The sequence below is a fragment of the Flagellimonas aequoris genome, assembly GCF_003584165.1.
Taxonomy (GTDB): Bacteria; Bacteroidota; Bacteroidia; order Flavobacteriales; family Flavobacteriaceae; genus Flagellimonas; species Flagellimonas aequoris.
Window position 1 is genome coordinate 336982 of record NZ_QXFJ01000023.1, and the last position, 18593, is coordinate 355574.

The 18593-nt window shown below is 43.1% G+C and carries 17 protein-coding genes; 7 read left to right on the forward strand and 10 right to left on the reverse strand.

The window, feature by feature from the left end; all coding sequences use genetic code 11:
• Nucleotides 1-74 precede the first annotated feature (74 nt).
• The 4 genes from D2U88_RS10175 to D2U88_RS10190 all read right to left on the reverse strand — a co-directional run bounded on the left by D2U88_RS10175 (nucleotide 75) and on the right by D2U88_RS10190 (nucleotide 3191).
• Nucleotides 75-1673, reverse strand: a complete 1599-nt coding sequence (locus D2U88_RS10175; protein ID WP_182859167.1) for a tetratricopeptide repeat protein — start codon at nucleotides 1671-1673, stop codon at nucleotides 75-77.
• A gap of 144 nt (nucleotides 1674-1817) precedes the next feature.
• Nucleotides 1818-2078, reverse strand: coding sequence for a 50S ribosomal protein L27 (gene rpmA / locus D2U88_RS10180; RefSeq protein WP_119640468.1), 261 nt, complete (start codon nucleotides 2076-2078; stop codon nucleotides 1818-1820).
• A 24-nt stretch (nucleotides 2079-2102) separates the two neighbouring features.
• Nucleotides 2103-2642 carry a 50S ribosomal protein L21 gene (gene rplU, locus D2U88_RS10185; RefSeq protein ID WP_119640469.1) on the reverse strand — a complete coding sequence of 180 codons (540 nt, stop codon included), beginning with the start codon at nucleotides 2640-2642 and terminating at the stop codon, nucleotides 2103-2105.
• 102 nt (nucleotides 2643-2744) lie between these two features.
• Nucleotides 2745-3191 (reverse strand): DUF4199 domain-containing protein, encoded by a 447-nt coding sequence (locus D2U88_RS10190; protein ID WP_119640654.1) that lies wholly within the window; start codon nucleotides 3189-3191, stop codon nucleotides 2745-2747.
• Nucleotides 3192-3377: 186 nt separating this feature from the next.
• Between D2U88_RS10190 and D2U88_RS10195 the strand changes: the two genes are divergently transcribed.
• Both D2U88_RS10195 and D2U88_RS10200 read left to right on the forward strand, forming a co-directional pair.
• A complete protein-coding gene (locus tag D2U88_RS10195; protein WP_119640470.1) occupies nucleotides 3378-4700 on the forward strand; it encodes a M16 family metallopeptidase in 1323 nt (440 codons plus the stop codon).
• A gap of 1 nt (nucleotide 4701) precedes the next feature.
• Nucleotides 4702-6774, forward strand: a complete 2073-nt coding sequence (locus D2U88_RS10200) for a M16 family metallopeptidase (protein WP_119640471.1) — start codon at nucleotides 4702-4704, stop codon at nucleotides 6772-6774.
• 66 nt (nucleotides 6775-6840) lie between these two features.
• On the opposite strand, the gene D2U88_RS10205 is transcribed toward D2U88_RS10200, so the two are convergent.
• Both D2U88_RS10205 and D2U88_RS10210 read right to left on the reverse strand, forming a co-directional pair.
• A complete protein-coding gene (locus tag D2U88_RS10205) occupies nucleotides 6841-8937 on the reverse strand; it encodes a TonB-dependent receptor domain-containing protein (RefSeq protein WP_119640472.1) in 2097 nt (698 codons plus the stop codon).
• Between the two features lie 80 nt (nucleotides 8938-9017).
• A complete protein-coding gene (locus tag D2U88_RS10210) occupies nucleotides 9018-9317 on the reverse strand; it encodes a hypothetical protein (RefSeq protein ID WP_147378576.1) in 300 nt (99 codons plus the stop codon).
• Nucleotides 9318-9561: 244 nt separating this feature from the next.
• Between D2U88_RS10210 and D2U88_RS10215 the strand changes: the two genes are divergently transcribed.
• On the forward strand, nucleotides 9562-9996 hold the full coding sequence (locus tag D2U88_RS10215) for a hypothetical protein (RefSeq protein ID WP_119640474.1): 435 nt from the start codon (nucleotides 9562-9564) through the stop codon (nucleotides 9994-9996).
• On the opposite strand, the gene gldD is transcribed toward D2U88_RS10215, so the two are convergent.
• The 4 genes from gldD to mutY are packed head-to-tail and all read right to left on the reverse strand — an operon-like array spanning nucleotide 9997 to nucleotide 13396.
• The gene (gene gldD, locus D2U88_RS10220; RefSeq protein ID WP_119640475.1) at nucleotides 9997-10551 is read right to left on the reverse strand and encodes a gliding motility lipoprotein GldD; all 555 of its coding nucleotides are present in this window, start codon (nucleotides 10549-10551) and stop codon (nucleotides 9997-9999) included.
• Nucleotides 10541-11851: a gliding motility-associated protein GldE gene (locus D2U88_RS10225; RefSeq protein ID WP_119640476.1), complete on the reverse strand. Its 1311-nt coding sequence runs from the start codon at nucleotides 11849-11851 to the stop codon at nucleotides 10541-10543. Before D2U88_RS10225 ends, gldD begins: the two co-directional genes overlap by 11 nt.
• 25 nt (nucleotides 11852-11876) lie before the next feature.
• Complete coding sequence (locus D2U88_RS10230) at nucleotides 11877-12335, reverse strand: single-stranded DNA-binding protein (protein WP_119640477.1); 459 nt, start codon at nucleotides 12333-12335, stop codon at nucleotides 11877-11879.
• Between the two features lie 23 nt (nucleotides 12336-12358).
• Nucleotides 12359-13396, reverse strand: coding sequence for an A/G-specific adenine glycosylase (gene mutY / locus D2U88_RS10235; protein ID WP_119640478.1), 1038 nt, complete (start codon nucleotides 13394-13396; stop codon nucleotides 12359-12361).
• A gap of 126 nt (nucleotides 13397-13522) precedes the next feature.
• On the opposite strand from mutY, the gene D2U88_RS10240 reads away from it, so the two are divergent.
• The 4 genes from D2U88_RS10240 to D2U88_RS10255 all read left to right on the forward strand — a co-directional run bounded on the left by D2U88_RS10240 (nucleotide 13523) and on the right by D2U88_RS10255 (nucleotide 18592).
• Entirely contained in the window at nucleotides 13523-13813 is a 291-nt protein-coding gene (locus D2U88_RS10240) for an HU family DNA-binding protein (protein ID WP_119640479.1), read from the forward strand.
• 273 nt (nucleotides 13814-14086) lie between these two features.
• Nucleotides 14087-15640 carry an Rne/Rng family ribonuclease gene (locus D2U88_RS10245; protein ID WP_119640480.1) on the forward strand — a complete coding sequence of 518 codons (1554 nt, stop codon included), beginning with the start codon at nucleotides 14087-14089 and terminating at the stop codon, nucleotides 15638-15640.
• 67 nt (nucleotides 15641-15707) lie between these two features.
• The gene (locus tag D2U88_RS10250; protein ID WP_235855770.1) at nucleotides 15708-18107 is read left to right on the forward strand and encodes an alpha-L-rhamnosidase-related protein; all 2400 of its coding nucleotides are present in this window, start codon (nucleotides 15708-15710) and stop codon (nucleotides 18105-18107) included.
• Between the two features lie 2 nt (nucleotides 18108-18109).
• Nucleotides 18110-18592, forward strand: coding sequence for a regulatory protein RecX (locus tag D2U88_RS10255; protein ID WP_119640481.1), 483 nt, complete (start codon nucleotides 18110-18112; stop codon nucleotides 18590-18592).
• The last annotated feature ends 1 nt before the right edge of the window (nucleotide 18593 follow it).

Sequence of the window (18593 nt, forward strand, 5' to 3'; positions counted from 1 at the left end):
AGAAACAAGAGGGCAACAATTACAGTTTTTTTACATTGGGCTAACCTTTTCTAAAAAGAGGGTGCTAAACCCGGTCAGAGATCGATCATGAAGTTGACCAATTCCTCTTTTTGGTCTATGGAAAGTTTTTTTCGGAGTCTGTGACGGGCCACGCGAACACTATCGGGTGTCACCCTTAAAATGGAAGCGATCTCTTTGGAGGATAGGTTCAACCGCAATAACATCCCCAAACGGAGCTCAGCCGGGGATAGGTTGTTCTCGGACAAGGTTGAAAGTTTTTTGATGAACTCCGGATGTATCTCCTTAAAAAAAGTCATGAATTCATCCCATTCCTGTTCCTGTTGTAAGTTGAAATCGATTTCTTTCACCAACGCCTTGATTTTTTCGGAAGTGTCCATATGCTTCCTAGCGGCAATGTTCCTCAACGTATTGGCGAGATCAAGCAAAATCTTGTTTTTCTGGGACAGGTGCAGACTATATCGGGACAAGGATGATGTTTTAAGTTGCACCTCTTGCTGTAGGTTCTTTTCCTCGATGACCTTCTTTTCCAGCTCTGCTTTGAGCATGCGCTGTTTATATTCCTGGATCTTGAGCTTTGCCTTTCTTTTCCTTCCTAGATAGTTATACAAAATGGTAAGAATGGCAGCAATGGCAAAAAGGGCAACCCACAATAGGTTTTGATTGGCGCGGCTCACCTTGTTCTGTTCTTTCAACAATTGGATCTCGGCCTCTTTTTTGTTCGTCTCATAAATGGTCTGGAGTACATTGAGTTGGTCCGTGTTCTGCGCCCTGAGCATGGCACTGTTGAACTCCTCGGCCTGTAGGAGATGGGCATGGGCCTTTTCAAAATCACCCAAAAAAGCATACGTCTTCGATAGATCTTTATGTGCGCTTTCCAATTGGTGGAAATCTTTCAGTCTTTGGGCAACTTCCAAGGCCATTGCGGTTTTTTCAAGGGCTGCGGGATAGTTTCCCGTTTTCCTAAAGGAATCCCCCAAATTATTGAGCACGTTGACCTCTTCCACTGTTCCCTTCCCCTTCAAATATTGATAGGCTTTGTTGAAATATTGGTAGGCCATGTCAAACTGTTCCAAATCCTCATAAATGCTCCCAATATTTTCGTTGGTCATGGCCACTCCAGGCTGGTCTTCCATTTTTTGGAACAACAAGAGACTTTCTTTCTGATCTTTCAACGCTTCCTCGTATTCCCCTTGCTTTTCATGGCTTGCCCCCAGTAGTCCCAATGAAATGGCCAAACCCCTATCGTTCTTTATCCCCTTGGAAGCATTTAGGGTTTCGGTGAAATGCTGTTCTGCAAGCTCAAAGTTGTTCAACGATAGATACACCTTACCAATGTTGTTGTTCAGGGTGATGAAAAGGGTGTCGTTGAAATCGGTGCCTAATTGGTCCAACGCCTTGTTGTATTGCTCCATGGCTTCGGAGTAGAGACCCAAAGAATGGTAATATTCTCCTAGTTTTAAATGGCTTTGTACAATTTTTTTGGGTTGGTCAGGATTCTTTTTTGAGGCTTCCAACTGCTTTTGAAGAGCATGGAATATGGAGCTGGACTTGCTTGACGGTTTCCCTATTGAGGATTGTTGTGCAAGACCATCGCTATGGACAAGGATGACCAGAAACACCATTGCATAAGCACATCCCACTATTTTCTTCATGGATAGACCTTGGAATATGGGAATCAAGAAAACCATTCGACCTCATCCCAACATCACCATTAGGTTATTAAACCTTTAAAAAATAAACGGAAAACAAAAAGGCCCCACAATTGTAGGGCCTTTGAAGTATATATAAACTTGTTCTTAAGCTTGGAAAGGCTCGATGGAAACAAAAGATTTTCCACCCGCTTTTTTCTCAAACTTAACGATACCGTCTACCTTGGCATGCAAGGTATGGTCTTTACCTGCGTATACGTTGTCTCCAGGATTGTGCTTGGTACCACGTTGTCTAACGATGATGTTACCAGCAACAGCGGCCTGACCACCAAAAATCTTAACGCCCAAGCGTTTCGATTCCGATTCCCTACCGTTTTTTGAACTACCTACACCTTTCTTGTGAGCCATGATATCTAAATTTTGGTTCTATTCTTATTTGCTTAATGCTTCGATCAACTCGGCTTTCTTCATAGAAGAGTAACCGCTAATGTCCTTGGCCTTGGCCAAATCTCTCAATTCAGCTACGGTTTTTGAACTTAGGTCCTCAGTTGCCTTTGGAGCTTCTGCTTTAGGGGCCTCAACTTTTTTAGCGGCTTCCTTTTTAGGCTCGGCAGCTGGTTTTTCAGCTTTGGCCTTTGCTGGAGCAGCTTTCTTGGCACCTGAAGCAACAATACTTTCAACCACAATCTCGGTCAAATATTGTCTGTGTCCGTTTTTCTTTTGGTAACCTTTACGTCTTTTCTTTTTGAAAACGATTACCTTATCTCCTTTAAGGTGCTTTACAACTTTGGCTTCTACAGCCGCACCTTCTATGACTGGGGCGCCAATGGTAACGTTTCCTCCATCTTCCAAAAGAAGGACTTTGTCAAAGGTAACTTTGCTACCTTCATCCTCCTGCAAACGGTGAACGTACACTTTCTGGTCTTTTGCAACTTTGAATTGCTGCCCTGCCATCTCTACAATTGCGTACATAATGCGTTGATTAGATTAAAATTATAGCGCTTTATCAAATTTAGCGGGTGCAAATATACTGCTAAATCCTTAATCTACAAGTATTATTACCGCATTTAGCCATTATTTTTTGCCGTTGTTGGAGGTTTTAAACAACTGCATGAAGGAAAGGGTCAACACCAAGGTAGTGGCGAACCCCATGATGGCCACCGTAAAGAAAACGATTCCCTGAAAGTTTTTATAGTCCTTGGACCATGCGGTGGACAGTTCGTCCAAAAAACCACTGTCCAATTCCGTGGCATAAAATGCAAAAAAAATGGTGAACAGCAGTGTCGCCACAAAGCCCGTGGTGACCCCGGCCGTAAACCCGTTTCCATAACTAAAGCCCTTGCCTTGCCGTAGCTTTGTGTATTTGATGGTCTCATAGATTCCAAAACCCGTAATCACCCCATTGAACAGACTAAGGAAAACATTGGTGTGCTTGCCCAATAGCGCCAAAATCAAAAAATAGGCAATCAATACGGCACTGGTCACAATGCCAAAGCGGATCGGAAGGGTTAAATTTTTCATTATCATGCTTTTTGAATCCATTGTTTAAATTACTGAATGTTTGCCAATTATGCTATAATTTGTGGTAAAAGACTGACCTTGTATTCTACTTTCTTTTGATTTTATCCTATATTTAGCGTAACATCGAGCAAGAAATCGCTACCAACCTCTAAACAACACCATTAATTTCTAATACTGACATTTACAATGAAAAAACACTTGCTTTCTGCATTTTCGTTGCTCCTTGTGGGAACCTTGGTTTCTGCACAAGAAGTGGCATTTGAAGAGTATGATCTGGACAACGGGTTGCATGTGATCTTGCATCAGGACAACTCCGCTCCGGTGGTGACTGTCTCCGTTATGTACCACGTTGGATCGAAAGATGAAGATCCCCAAAAAACGGGGTTTGCCCATTTCTTTGAACACCTGCTGTTCGAAGGCACTGAAAATATTGCCCGTGGAGAATGGGATCAAATAACAGCGGCCAACGGAGGAAGAAACAACGCCAACACTTTTTTGGATCGCACCTATTATTATGAGGTTTTCCCATCCAACAGTTTGGAAGTAGGCCTTTGGTTGGAATCTGAACGGATGATGCACCCGATCATCGGGCAGGTTGGGGTCGACACCCAAAAAGAAGTGGTCCAGGAAGAAAGAAGGCTGCGTGTGGACAATTCCCCTTACGGTGCCTTTTTTGAGCAACTTTTAAAAAACCTGTATACCAAACACCCATACCGTTGGGCGGTAATCGGTTCTTTGGACCATTTGGCCAGCGCCACTTTGGATGATTTCAAAAAATTCAACAAAACCTATTATGTGCCCAACAATGCCGTATTGATCGTGGCGGGGGACATTGACTCTGAAAAGACCAAAAAAATGGTCACCGATTATTTTGGGCCCATTCCAAAAGGTGCCGATATCAAAAGACCCGATATCAAGGAAGATCCCATTACCCAAACCATTTATGCAAAATATCATGACCCCAATATCCAGATTCCAGCCATTTTGTTGGCTTACAGGACTCCGGGGCAAGGTCAACGTGATGCTTATGTCATCAACATGATATCCACCTATTTGAGTGATGGCGAAAGCTCCAAACTCTACAAAAAATTGGTGGACGAAAAGAAAATGGCTCTTCAGGTCATTTCTGTGCCCATCGATGCCGAAGATTATAGCTCTTATGTAGTGGGAGCACTTCCCGTAGGAGAAAATTCCATCCAAGACCTTAAAAAGGAAATCGACGAAGAAATCCTAAAACTTCAAATGGAACTGATTTCTGAAAAGGATTATCAAAAACTCCAGAACAAGTTCGAAAACATGTACGTGAATGCCAATAGCAGTGTTGAGGGCATCGCGAACAATCTTGCCGAAGACTATTTGTTAAAGGACAACACCAACCTCATCAATACCGAAATCGACATTTATCGCTCCATAACCCGTGAAGAGATCATGGAAGTGGCCAAAAAATATTTGAAGGTGAACCAGCGAGTGGAATTGGAATATTTACCAGAACAAAAAGACGCTAACTAAGATGAAAAAGTATTTTGTATTGACCGTGCTGTCTTTATTGATGACAGCATCATACGCACAAATTGATAGAAGCAAACAACCCAAACCGGGACCCGCTCCTGAGATTAACCTTAAAGAACCTGCCCGTTTTGAACTCAGCAACGGATTGAAAGTATTGGTGGTAGAAAACCACAAGCTTCCAAGGGTTCGGATTCAATTGACCATTGACAATCCCCCTATTTTACAAGGGGACAAGGCCGGGGTTTCCGATCTAACATCCAGCATGCTGGGCAAGGGTTCCAAAAACATCCCTAAAGATGATTTTTATGAGGAGGTGGACTTTTTGGGGGCCAATATCTATGTGGGCGACCAAAGTGCTTTTGCAAGCTGCCTTTCCAAATATTTCCCAAGAATTTTGGAACTGTTGGCAGATGCTGCCCTCAATCCAAACTTTACCCAAGAGGAGTTTGAAAAGGAAAAGGATAAGATCCTAACGGGCATCAAATCCGAGGAAAAAGACGTTTCCGCCATTGCAACTCGGGTCCAGACAGCCTTGGCCTATGGCAAAAACCACCCTTATGGTGAAATCACCACGGAGGAAACCGTGAACAACGTAACGCTTGCCGATGTGGAACAATTCTATCGTTCTTATTTTGTGCCTGCCAATGCATATTTGGTGGTCATCGGGGATGTAGAGTTTGAGAATGTAAAGGAGTTGGTGACCAAATATTTTACCCCTTGGTCCAAGGCGGTGCCCCCTTCCTTTACTTATTCAGACCCAACAGATGTGCAATACAACCAAATCAATTTTGTTGATGTGCCGAACGCCGTACAATCCGAAGTGGCTGTGGAGAACATCACCAACTTGAAGATGAAGGATCCCGATTATTTGGATGCCCTTTTGGCCAACCGCATTTTAGGAGGGGGATCTCAGGCCCGCTTGTTCAAAAACCTGCGGGAGGATAAAGGCTACACGTACGGATCTTATTCCGGACTCCGCGACAATAAGTACAGCCCCATGCGCTTTAGTGCGTATGCCCAAGTGCGAAACGCAGTGACCGATAGTTCCGTGGTACAGATCTTGGAAGAAATCAACAAAATGACAACCGAGCCTGTAAGTGCAGAGGAATTGACGAATGCCAAGGCCAAATACGCGGGTAGCTTTGTAATGGCATTGGAAAGCCCTGAAACCGTCGCCAATTATGCCTTGAATATTGAAACAGAAGATTTACCAAAAGATTTTTACAAGACATATTTGGAACGCCTTCAATCGGTTACTGCCGAAGACGTGCAAAAAGCGGCCAAAAAATATTTCTCTACCACCAATGCCAGGGTAGTGGTCACAGGTAAGGGAAGTGATGTATTGGAAAACTTGGAAAAAGTTTCCTTTAATGGAAAAGCCGTTCCTGTACTTTTCTACGACAAATACGCCAACAAAACCGAAAAACCCAATTACAACGCAGAAGTTCCCGAAGGAATAGATGCCAATACCGTTTTGGAAAAATATATTGAAGCCATCGGCGGAAAATCCAAACTGGATGGTGTAGAGTCGTATTCCATGGTTGCCGAAGCTGAAATGCAGGGCATGAAACTGGAACTTGAGATGAAGAAAACCACCAAGGACCAGTTTATGCAAGATGTTAAAGTGATGGGGAATTCCATGTCCAAGCAAGTGTTGGACGGAGACTCCGGCTATATGGTGGTCCAAGGGCAACGAAAGGACCTTTCTACTGAAGAAATTGAGAAAATCAAGGAAGAATCGTCCGCTTTCCCCGAGCTTAATTACTTGGCCGCCGGAAATGTTTCTTTGGAAGGCATTGAGCCTGTAGGAGATTCCAAAGCCTATAAACTCAAAATCAGTGATGGCAAAACCGCCTATTACGATGTGGAAACCGGTCTAAAAGTACAAGAGATCAATACCCAGGAAGTACAAGGTCAACAAATGACCAGTACTTTAGGGTATGGTGACTACCAAGAAGTTTCGGGTATCAAATTCCCGTTCAAGATTACCCAAAACATGGGTCCCCAAACCTTTGAGTTCATGGTAAAGGAAATCAAGGTAAACGAAGGGGTAGACGCCTCGGATTTTAAATAATCACATCATACTTTATTGAAAAGGCGCCCAAATGGGCGCCTTTTTTGTTTTCACTTTACATCAACCTTAAAAACTGTATTGCACAAAAGCCGTAAGGTTTCTTCCCGGATCGTTGATCGGAACCCTGCCATAATCGGCCTGGTTCACAAACGAAAAATTCAGGTGGTTGTGGTAGGCCACATCAAAAAGATTCGTAGCAGCAACCCCAACGGTAAAATGTTGAAAAGGTTTTGCCCCAAAACTAAGGTCTACAATTCCATAACCATCCGTTTCCGTTTCACCAAAAGAAGGGGCAATCTCGGATTGCTTGGAGGTAAGCGTATAGGTAGCCCTGGCCCACATTTTTTCCTTTTCAAAACGCAGGTTAAAACGAGACACCAAGGGTGGCGTCAAAGGCAGGGATTCATCCAGATCCTTGTTCTTGGCAAATACATAGGACAATTCCGTTTTGAACGAGAAATCTTGAAGAAAATCCAATTGCGCGAAAACCTCAAAACCTGTTTTATAGGCTTGGTCCAAATTGGCAAACCTTTTCACCTCCGTAGGCTGAACCATGGGCATATATTTCTTGTCCAGACTAGGATCAATGACTGCCACAATGTAATTCTCATAAATGGAGTAATATACAGAGGCTCCATAATCCAATCCATTGAAAACATAACCCTCAAAATGGCTGTTCGCCTTCATACCCAACTCAAACTGATTGTTCACTTCTGCATCCAAATACGGATTACCTACATATTCGTACGCATCTTGGCCTACAGTAAAATGGTTGATGTACCGTTCGATCATATTGGCCGAACGCACACCCCTACCAAAGGCCAATTCAAACAAAAGATTGGAACTCACCATATATTTGAAGGACACCGTTGTACTGATATTATTTTCGGTCCTTGCCTCCAAATCAGGGTATAATGCCACAAAATCTTCCGCTGGGGCATCAGCTTTGGAACGAACCAGATCATATCGAACGCCAATGTTCATCAAGAATTTTTCTGAAAAGGGATATTTACCTTCCACGAAAGCACCATAGTCATCGATCTGGGCGTCTTGCCAAACCTCATCCACAAACTCCATGGGCATGGGCAATAGGTCCCCATTCATGTTGCGTTTTACCAAACGCGTCCTGTTTCCTGTCCTCCCAACTGAAAGTGCATCAATCCCTGTGTACAATTTAAGATCTTGGACAGGCCTCCATTCCAATTCGACCCTCCCACCCATTGTGGTGGCATCGACCTCGGAAACTGCTTCAGTGCTGTTGTAACTTGGCCGAAGCTCATTCGACATGATATGATCCACTTTGGACCGATACAATTTGGCACTCAGGGCCTTTAAATCGCCTGACAGACCATCCAATTTGTAATCCAACGAAAGGACATTACTATTGTCCTCTTTGGTATCCATGGGCAAACCGGCATGTAGCACATCACGTCCAAAAGACTGTCGAAAACCAACCTGGACCCGTTGGTTTTCATCAGGATTGTACCCCAATTGCACCCCATAATCGGTACTTTTGAAAGATGAAGGTACTTCATTGCCATCCCCATCTTCATAGTTTCCAAAATCACGATAGCCTGCATTGAAATCCACATCGAAGTCTTCCTGTACGTATTTTACATTGGCAAAGGTGGTTATGGCATTCCCATTGTTCTCCCCACCAAAATTCACCTTACCATGATAACCCTTTTCCTGTTTTTCCACTTCTTGGGTCACCAAATTCACGATGCCACCAAAGGTAGGTCCATATCTAAAGGTATATGGCCCTTTGACCACCTCCACACGCTCTATCTCTTCCGGAATCACATGGGTGGTGATGGGATCCATTCGGTTGGGGCATGCATGCATGACCTTGGTACCCCCATTAAACTGCACATTGAGTTGTTCATATTGTGATGCCCTAAAAGAAGGGTCTATGGCATAATTGCCCCTTTTGATCAAGGCAAATCCATTGATGTCCTTAAAAAGGTCGGCCACGTTTTTGGATTGCACCACCTTTTTTTCCGGCTCGCTCTTGAACATGGAAAATACGGGATCGGTCTTACTTTTTCCTTCCACCAAGACCTCATCCAATTGAACGGGTGGCCTTACAATGGAATCCTGCGCTGTAGACACTTGCGCATAGGACACAGTGGTCCCAAAAGACAAAACACAAAGTTTTGTCATTGAACTGATATTCATTTTGAAATAAAATTTAAGATTATACAATGCAGCAAACCAGGTTTGCCGACTTACGCTGCAAAATCTTAAGTGATGGGCGGTTTGTTCAGGACATAGCTGAACCTGTAGGAATAATTGTTGGTATAATGATGGTACACATTATCGGTATCGATGGCATTTTGAAGTCTGAAATCTGGCAACTTCACAAAAAAGACCAGTACCTGCTCCCAACCAATGATGGGCATAGGGCGCTCATCCTCATCGGTTTGCGCCTGGAGCATTTTGGCCAGCATACACTTACCGTCGCACTTCAATTCGGGTTTGTCCTTGTTCTCACAAAGTCGCTCGATGAATCCCTCCCTATCAATGCTATAATACACGTACATACAAGAAAAGCGAAGATTGCTTATCAGAATAAAGGCAATAAAAAGTCCTACCAAAACGGACTGCCCACCTTTTATATGTACTTGTGTTTGAACCAAAGATTCAGTGTATTCGAAAAAATAAATGCAAAAATAAGAACCTCATTCTTTATTTTAGGTAACCATAATCACCTATTAATACATTTTAATTAAGTATTATCCATCCATAAAAGATTTCATAATTAAATTTGAATTTTAAACTAGGTACATGAAAAAAATACTATCCTTATCCGTTCTTGCTTTATCCCTAAGTATCATATCCTGTAAAGAGGAAAAAAAGACTCCCGAGGGACCAACCCAAATGGAGCGTGTAATGGCCATCCATGACGAGGTGATGCCAGAAATGGGAAAATTGGGAAAATTGGTCGGCCAACTGAAAGCCAAAGTTGACACCACTGAAGTGGGCCAACAATACGAAGCGGCCATGAAAGATCTTCAGGAAGCCCATGTATCCATGATGGATTGGATGAAGGAATTTGGCGATCGGTTCAACTCCGATGAAATACTGAATGGGAAGGAACTCACCGAGCAAAAACAAAAATGGCTCAACGAGGAAGAAGAAAAAGTACAGGTTGTAAAAGACCAGATCAATAATAGTATTGCCAAGGCGGAAGCCCTTTTGGCCAAGGCGAAGGAGGAATAATCACTCCCACCTGATACTTTCCATAATCCTTCGGATGTCATTCTGCAAATACATGGCCGCCGGAAGGATGGAATCATAATTGGGCTTGGCGTAAAAATACAAGGACCCGGTCACAAAATGTTGGATGCTGTCCGTTACGTAAAACTGGGATTGTGATGCCGCATTCCCGCTGACCTCGTAGAACATGCCATAGACGCCATGATCTTGGTTGATAAACGGCTGTTCTATGATGTTGTCCGCTTTTACCACATGTTCGTATGACAATTTCTGTGCATCTATCAACAAGGTGTCCAAATTTCCATGGACTGGTTTATAGGTTAGATAGATGGACCCATGCATCATTGGATAGTCCACCTCCAAGGAACAATCCTTGTTTTCCTTCATTTCAGAAAGGGTATTTTGATCAAATACATAAGGACAGTCCAAATTGGTTTGGACATATGTAGCGGCAGGGTATTCCAAGCGCAACATGGCCTTGGGTTTGGGCAGTACGTCTTCCTTGCATCCTATAAAAAGTATGGCTAAAACGAAGAATATAATCGGGCTATGCTTCATGGGGCAAGGTTACTTTTATGCGTTTCAATCTTTTTTTGTCCATACTTTCTACAATAAACTGGTAATCGTTGAACATCACCTTTTCTCCCACTTTCGGGAAACTACCGGAAATCTCGAGCACAAATCCGGCGATGGTCTCGGATTCCCCTTTTTGGTTTTCAAATTCCTCTTCCTCCTCAATCTTCACCACCCGATAAAAATCTTTTAGGGCCGTCTTTCCATCAAAAACATAAGTATGGTCATCCAATTTGGAGAAAATCAGATCCTCATCATCAAACTCATCACTGATATCGCCCACGATTTCCTCGATTACATCTTCCAAAGTAACAATTCCGGATGTACCCCCATATTCATCCACCACCACGGCCAGATGATTTTTCTTTTCCTGAAATTCCAATAACAGGTCATCCAGCTTTTTGTTCTCCGGAACAAAGTAGGGTTCGCGGATGAGTGACATCCAATTAAAACTTTTGCGGTCGATATAGGGCAAAAGATCCTTTACATAAAGCACCCCCAAAACGTTGTCCATGTTTTCGGAAAACACCGGAATCCTGGAATATCCATTCTTTTTGATTTCCAGAAGCACTTCTGGGAACTTCATTTTTTCGTTAAGGGCAAAAATATCGATGCGAGGTTGCATCACTTGCTTGGTATCCGTATTGCCAAAGGTAACAATGCCCTCCAAGATCTTTTGTTCTTCCTTGGTGGTATCCCCTTCGGAGGCAAGTTCCAATGCCTGTGATAAATGGTTGATGCTCAGATTCGATTTTTGCTTGCCGAGCTTGTCTTCCAAATAAAGTGTGGCCGACCGCATGGGCATACTCAATGGGGTGAACAAAAAATTTAATCCTTTTAAGGGCACGGCCATAAATTGGGAAAACTGTACCCGGTTGCGGTTGGCATATATTTTGGGAAGGATTTCCCCGAACATCAAGATCAAGAAAGTGGCCATTACCACTTCCAACAAAAACCGAAGGGTTCCATCAATCCCTACAAAGAGGGTATCACCAATGGAACTGAACAATAACACAATACCTATGTTTATGGCATTGTTGGTGATCAGAATGGTGGCCAATAATTTTTTGGGTTTGTCCAACAAACGTGCAATCAACTTCCCGCGTGAAGAATCATTTTCTTCCAGTTCGTTGATGTCGGTCTGGGAAAGTCCGAACATGGCGACTTCTGCCGCAGAAATCAAGGCCGACCCTGCCAACAGAAACAAAAGCACAAGTATTTTTATAGTGAAGATTCCACTAAACGCCGTAAAGAAAATTGCCAAACAATGGGGCTCGGGATCCAAATTTGTATCGCTTTAAACTTTATTTTTAGAATGGTAGGTCATCATCCTCTTCGGTATCATCTACAGGGACTTCCGGGGCACTGGGTCTAGATGGTACATTCTGTGGCGCGGTACCTCCCGACATTTGGGTATTTGCCATACTTTCATTTTTGGTGGTCAAAAATGTAAAGTCCTGAACATGCACCTCGGTAGTGTACCGCATATTGCCATCCTCACCCTGCCATTGTCTGTTCTTCAACCTTCCCTCCACATACACCTTATCTCCTTTACTCAGGTATTTTTCACATATTTCAGCGGCCTTGTTCCTTACCACTATATTGTGCCATTCCGTGTTGGTCACCTTCTCACCCGTCTGCCTATTGGTATAGGTCTCATTGGTGGCCAATGGAAATCTGGCTATACAGTTACCTCCTTCAAAATAGTGAATTTTCACTTCGTCTCCCAAATGCCCGATCAGCATTACTTTGTTCAATGTTCCGCTCATAGTTCTCTAATTAATCAAAAATACTAAATTTTCAATGTCCTGATAAAATCGGCTATCAAAACAGGTACCGGGAATTGGGTTACTTCTTCCCAAGCCGTTCCCTCCTCCAATATATCAGAAGTTTTTACGATCCAAAATTTTGTGTGTAAATGTTGATGGGAAAGTTTGTGGATGATGGGATCCGGGTTGTAAGGTATAGCCATATCCAGCAATTGTGGGTTGCCTTCACTTTTTAAATAATGCTCCATTTCGTCAGGATTCATTTCTTTTTCTGACTCCACCAACGGGAATTGATACAAGTTTTGCCAAATGCCCTTGCCCTTTCGTTGCTCCAATAATGTATTGTTATGGATATCCAAATACACCAAATAATTAAAGTGGCGGACCCGTACCTTGGTCTTGTTGTTCTTTATGGGAAGGCTGTCCACCTTGTTTTCCTTAAGGGCCACGCATCCCTCATTCAAAGGACAAAGTAAACAATAGGGTTTTTTGGGTGCACATTGGATGGCCCCAAACTCCATGATCCCTTGGTTGTAATCCCGAATCTGTTCCGCATCCATGACCTCCCTCGCCAATTCCTTAAAATATTTTATGCCAGAAGGACTGTTTATGGGAAGGTCCACGCCAAAATATCTGGCCAACACCCGGTACACATTACCGTCAACCACCGGTTCGGGCACATCAAAACAGAAAGAGGCAATGGCACTGGCGGTATAATCCCCAACCCCTTTCAGGGATTTTAGCTCTTTGTAAGTGTGTGGAAATTTACCTCCAAATTGCTCCACTACCATTTTTGCAGTGGCATGCAGGTTGCGGGCACGGGAATAGTATCCTAAGCCCTGCCAAAGCTTCAATACTTTTTCCTCTTGGGCCTCGGCCAAATCGTGAACCATGGGGAAAGCCTCCAAAAACCTATGGTAATAAGGCATTCCCTGCGCCACACGGGTCTGTTGGAGCATGATTTCGGATAGCCAAATCTTATAGGGATCACGGGTTTCCCTCCAAGGAAGTTCCCTTTTATGGGTATGGTACCAATCCAGAATTTTATGGGAAAAAGACATGCAAAAAAATACTAGGAATCAAATGTATCAGTTTATATACTTAAAATTAAAGGGTTTAAACGAAAGATTAATTTTAATGTTTATATTTGCAAGCCGAAAAAAACAAGAAAAAAATAATCAAGAGAAATGACGAAAGCAGATATTGTAACTAGAATCTCAGAGAAACTAGGAATTGAAAAAGGAGACGTGCAAGCGACAGTGGAATCTTTTATGGACGAGGTTAAATCGTCTTTGGAAAACGGAGATAATGTTTACCTAAGAGGTTTTGGGAGCTTTATCATCAAGACCAGAGCGGAAAAAACAGGTAGGAACATTTCCAAGAACACCACTATCAAAATTCCAGCACACAATATCCCTGCATTCAAGCCAGCCAAAGTTTTTGTGGAAGGCGTAAAAAGCAACGTTCAAGTAAAATAATTATATAACAACACTAAAGGAAGAGCCATATGCCGAGTGGAAAGAAAAGAAAAAGACATAAGGTAGCGACCCACAAGCGTAAAAAACGTAGAAGAGCTAACCGACACAAGAAAAAGTAGTTGTTGCAACTACTTTTTCATTTTACACGTAAACGTTCTTTGACATAGAGATTCAAGAAGCGAATTTCAGTCGGTCCGAAAAATGACCGACACCATATATTGTTTAATCATTTGTCCCACAATCTTCGATTGGGACGAATAAAAATCGATTCAGGTGAATAGAGAATTAATTGTTAGATCTACTCCCGAAGCAGTCGATTTTGCCTTACTAAAGGATGGAAAACTAATAGAATTCCACAAAGAAGAGGATAACAACAACTTTTCCGTAGGGGATATCTTCCTAGCCAAGATAAGAAAACCCGTTACAGGCCTAAATGCGGCATTCGTCAATGTAGGTTATGAAAAAGATGCGTTCCTGCACTATCATGACCTTGGTCCGCAGTTGTCCTCCATGTTGAAATTCATCAAAAGAGTCAGGACAGGGAAGTTAAAGGACTATACCCTCAAAGATTTTCCATTTGAAAAAGACATTGACAAGAATGGCAGCATCAACGATGTGATCAAGGCCAATCAGTCATTATTGGTACAAATTGTAAAAGAACCCATATCCACCAAGGGCCCTAGGATAAGCTCCGAGCTATCCATTGCAGGCCGTTACTTGGTCATGGTCCCGTTTTCCGATCGGGTCTCGGTATCACAAAAAATAGCGAGCAAGGAAGAAAAGGACCGCTTGATCAGACTCGTGAAGAGTATCAAGCCCAAGGGATTTGGTGTCATTATCCGTACCGTTGCAGAAGGCAAAAAGGTTGCAGAACTGGACAAAGATCTTCAGAACCTGTTATCCAAATGGATAGCAATGTGCAAGAAATTGCAGCGAGCGCCCCATCCATCCAAAGTGTTGGTGGAACTTAACAGGGCCTCATCCATCCTTCGGGATGTCTTCAACGATTCCTTTACCGGAATATATGTTGACGACGAAACACTTTACAATCAGATCAAAGATTATGTGCATGAAATTGCACCCGAAAAAGAATCCATTGTAAAGCAATACACGGGTCCGGCCCCCATTTTTGAAAAGTTCGGGATCGAACGTCAGATCAAAACCTCATTCGGACGCACGGCATCCATGAGCCGCGGGGCATACCTTGTTATAGAGCATACCGAAGCCCTGCACGTAATCGACGTGAACAGTGGAAACCGCTCCAACAAGGCAAAGAACCAAGAAGACACCGCTTTGGAAGTAAACCTATTGGCCGCCTCAGAAATTGCAAGGCAGTTGCGTTTGCGCGATATGGGCGGAATCATCGTCATCGATTTTATCGATATGACCAAAGGAGATCACAGAAGAAAACTGTTCGATCACCTTAGGGAAGAAATGAAGGACGATAGGGCAAAACACAAGATTTTGCCCCCCAGTAAATTTGGCCTTGTCCAGATTACAAGGCAGCGGGTACGTCCCGAAATGAACATCAAGACCAGTGAGGAAAATCCGAACGTAGCGGGTGCCGAAGTGGAAGCGCCCATTGTCTTGATCGATAAAATCCAGTCAGATCTGGAGAGGATCATCAAAGGTGAGAAAAAGCCGGACGGCATTGTATTGAACATACACCCGTTCATAGCCGCTTACCTTACCAAAGGTTTTCCTTCCATACGTTCCAAATGGTTCAAGACCTATAAAAAATGGATCAAGATCCAGCCAAGGGATGCATACCAGTATCTGGAATATCGTTTTAAAGACAAAGACGGTAAAACAATCAATATACCTTAATAAAAAAGCGGTCCAAAATGGACCGCTTTTTTTGTTTAAAAGGGTTTCGTCACAAAATGCTACTTTTATGCATTCACCAATGCAAGGCACACCATTGAGACCAATTTTATTACTGACATCCATTTTCCTTATTGCGGCCTGCTCCAAACAAACAGTACAGCCCATATCAAGGTTATTGCAAGATTCCGATTCCATCCAGGGGAAACTATCCTATCTGGAATCCCCTTTTGTAACTGCCGGGGACCGCATCTATATGGTCGGCCATCAAGATGGGAGCTTCCCTCCTTTGGGATGGCACATCAAGGGTGAAATGGGAGGAATCTGGGACCATCCCATCAAGCTTATGGATGGGTTTGATGCCGAAATGATTATCAACGGTCATGTGATGCCCTTCAACAAGGCATCCGAGTTCGTAAACTATCCCTTTGCGAACAAACACCGGTTTGAATTCGACGAAGAAGATATTTCGGTAGAACGTATTCAGTTTGTTCCCGATGGAAAACAAGGCGTTTTTGTTCAATATGTAATCCATAACAACTCAAAAGAAACCAAAACAGGGAAATTCCAATTTAATGGCCAAACCGATTTAAGACCCACTTGGCTTGGAGAACGAACCAACATGATTGATGGCAAGGACGAAGCCACCTTCGATGGAAAGAAATGGGTAGTAAAGGATGTATCCAATCCATGGTTCAGCATTTTTGGGTCTGAACAAACCCCTGACTTGACCTTGACCCATGAGAATCCAAATGCTGCTAACGGGGTTTCCAATACCTTGATCTACGAGATTGAACTTCCTGCCGAGTCAAATTTTATATTGAATTTTACCATCGCAGGATCGTATACTTCCTTGGAAGATGCTAAGAAAAACTATACTTCAATCCAAAATAATTTTTATTCCCTGGCCCAAGAAAAGAAGGAAAGATATTCCGAATTGGCCAGCAAAACCAAGCTTACCATTCCGGATAAAGACTTGGAGCAAGCCTTTACATGGCTTAAGTACAATTGCGATTGGTTGGTGCGTACAATACCAGAAATCGGAACGGGTATTGGAGCCGGACTGCCTGATTATCCTTGGTGGTTTGGTGTGGACAGCGAATATGCCCTAAAAGGATATATGGCCATAGGCCGTGAGGATATTGTGGAAAAGACCATCCAACTTTTGGATAGTGTTTCCATGGTCCTCAATGGCAATGGTCGGATCCTTCATGAAATGTCTACCAATGGGGCCGTATTTAATGAAGGAAATATCAACGAAACTCCCCAGTTTGCCTCTTTGATATGGGAAATCTATAGCTGGAACGGAGACAAAGAATTCCTGAAAAGGTATTTCCCCACGGTACAAAAAGGACTGGATTGGCTATTGGCTGAAAATGATGGGAACCAAAATCTTTTCCCCGATGGTTTTGGGATGATGGAAATACACGGTCTCAACAGTGAAATGATCGATGTGGCTTCCTATACCCAAAAAGCCTTTGCCGATGCTGCGCAAATGGCCTCCGAATTGGAACAACCGGAATTGGCCAAGAAATATCAAGCATTAGCGGACACCTTGAAACAAAAAATCAACGATGAATTCTGGTCGGACCCATTTGGGTCCTATGCTGATTTTATTGGAACGGACGAACAAGCCATCCATTTAATAGAAAATGCCATAATAAGGGCTGATACCTTGAACAAACCATGGGCCGTGAAGGAACTACAAGCGACCAAACAGCAGATTCTCGATCATCCATCAAACCAACCAAGGCCCTTTGTGCTCTATCATAATTGGGTGGTGAACACTCCAATGGAGATGGGCATCGCCGATTCCTCCAAAGCCTTCACAGCATTGGACAATGCCAAGAAATTTACAAATCCCTTCGGGATGTTCGTCACGGGGATTGATCGGGATGAATCCGCAGGAAAGGACATGGGCTCCTTTAAAGGTAGTAAAGTATTCTCTTATACAGGTGCCGTGATGACACTGCCCACAGGCGTTCAAGCAGTTGCCGAGAACAATTATGGGCGACCTGATGAAGCCCTGGATTATCTGAAGCGGATGACCCGCACCTTCAGCTATGCCATACCCGGAAGCATTTATGAAGTTTCACCAGATTATGGGATGGTGACCCAGGCATGGAACATTTATGCCTTTGCCTTTCCCATTGTTCGGCAATTTTTTGGCATTCAACCCATGGCGCAACACAAGACGGTCAAAATCAAACCTCAAATGCCAAGCTCTTGGGGCCATGCATCCTTGGAAAATGTAAAAATCGGGGACAATGAAATTTCCATTTGGTACGAAAACAAGGATGGCAACCTTCAAATGAAGGTAGAGCAAACTAATCCCAATTGGTCAGTTATTGTAGAGTTGCCGCAAGATGATTATCAAATTGTGCAAGGTGAAGCCCAGATTACCTCATCAGGAAACCGAACCATTTTTACTGGAAAGGGCACATCCCTAGAGATATCAAAAAAACAATAGGAATGCCGAACCATTTTCCCAAAAAATCATTTGTTTCGGTTACGGAGGCCACCAAAAAAATGGAACATTACTGCGCCTACCAAGAGCGTTGCCATTATGAAGTAGTGGAGAAACTCAAGGGGATGAACATGATTCCCGAAGCCATTGACAAAATTGTGGGACACCTCATCCAGGAGAACTATTTGAACGAGGAACGTTTTGCCAAGAGTTATGCCCGTGGAAAATTCAATATTAAAAAATGGGGTAGGAACCGAATTGTACGAGAACTTCAGTTACGACAAATCTCCGCTTTCAACATCAAAAGCGCCCTAAAAGAAATCAATGATGGGGATTATCTCGACACCTTGGAAGAACTCGCCCAAAAACGATTGGATCAGATCAGGGAAACCAACATCCAAAAAAGAAAGAAAAAATTAGCCGATTATCTGTTGTACCGTGGCTGGGAAAGTCATTTGGTTTTTGAAAAAGTTAACGAGTTGATTTAAC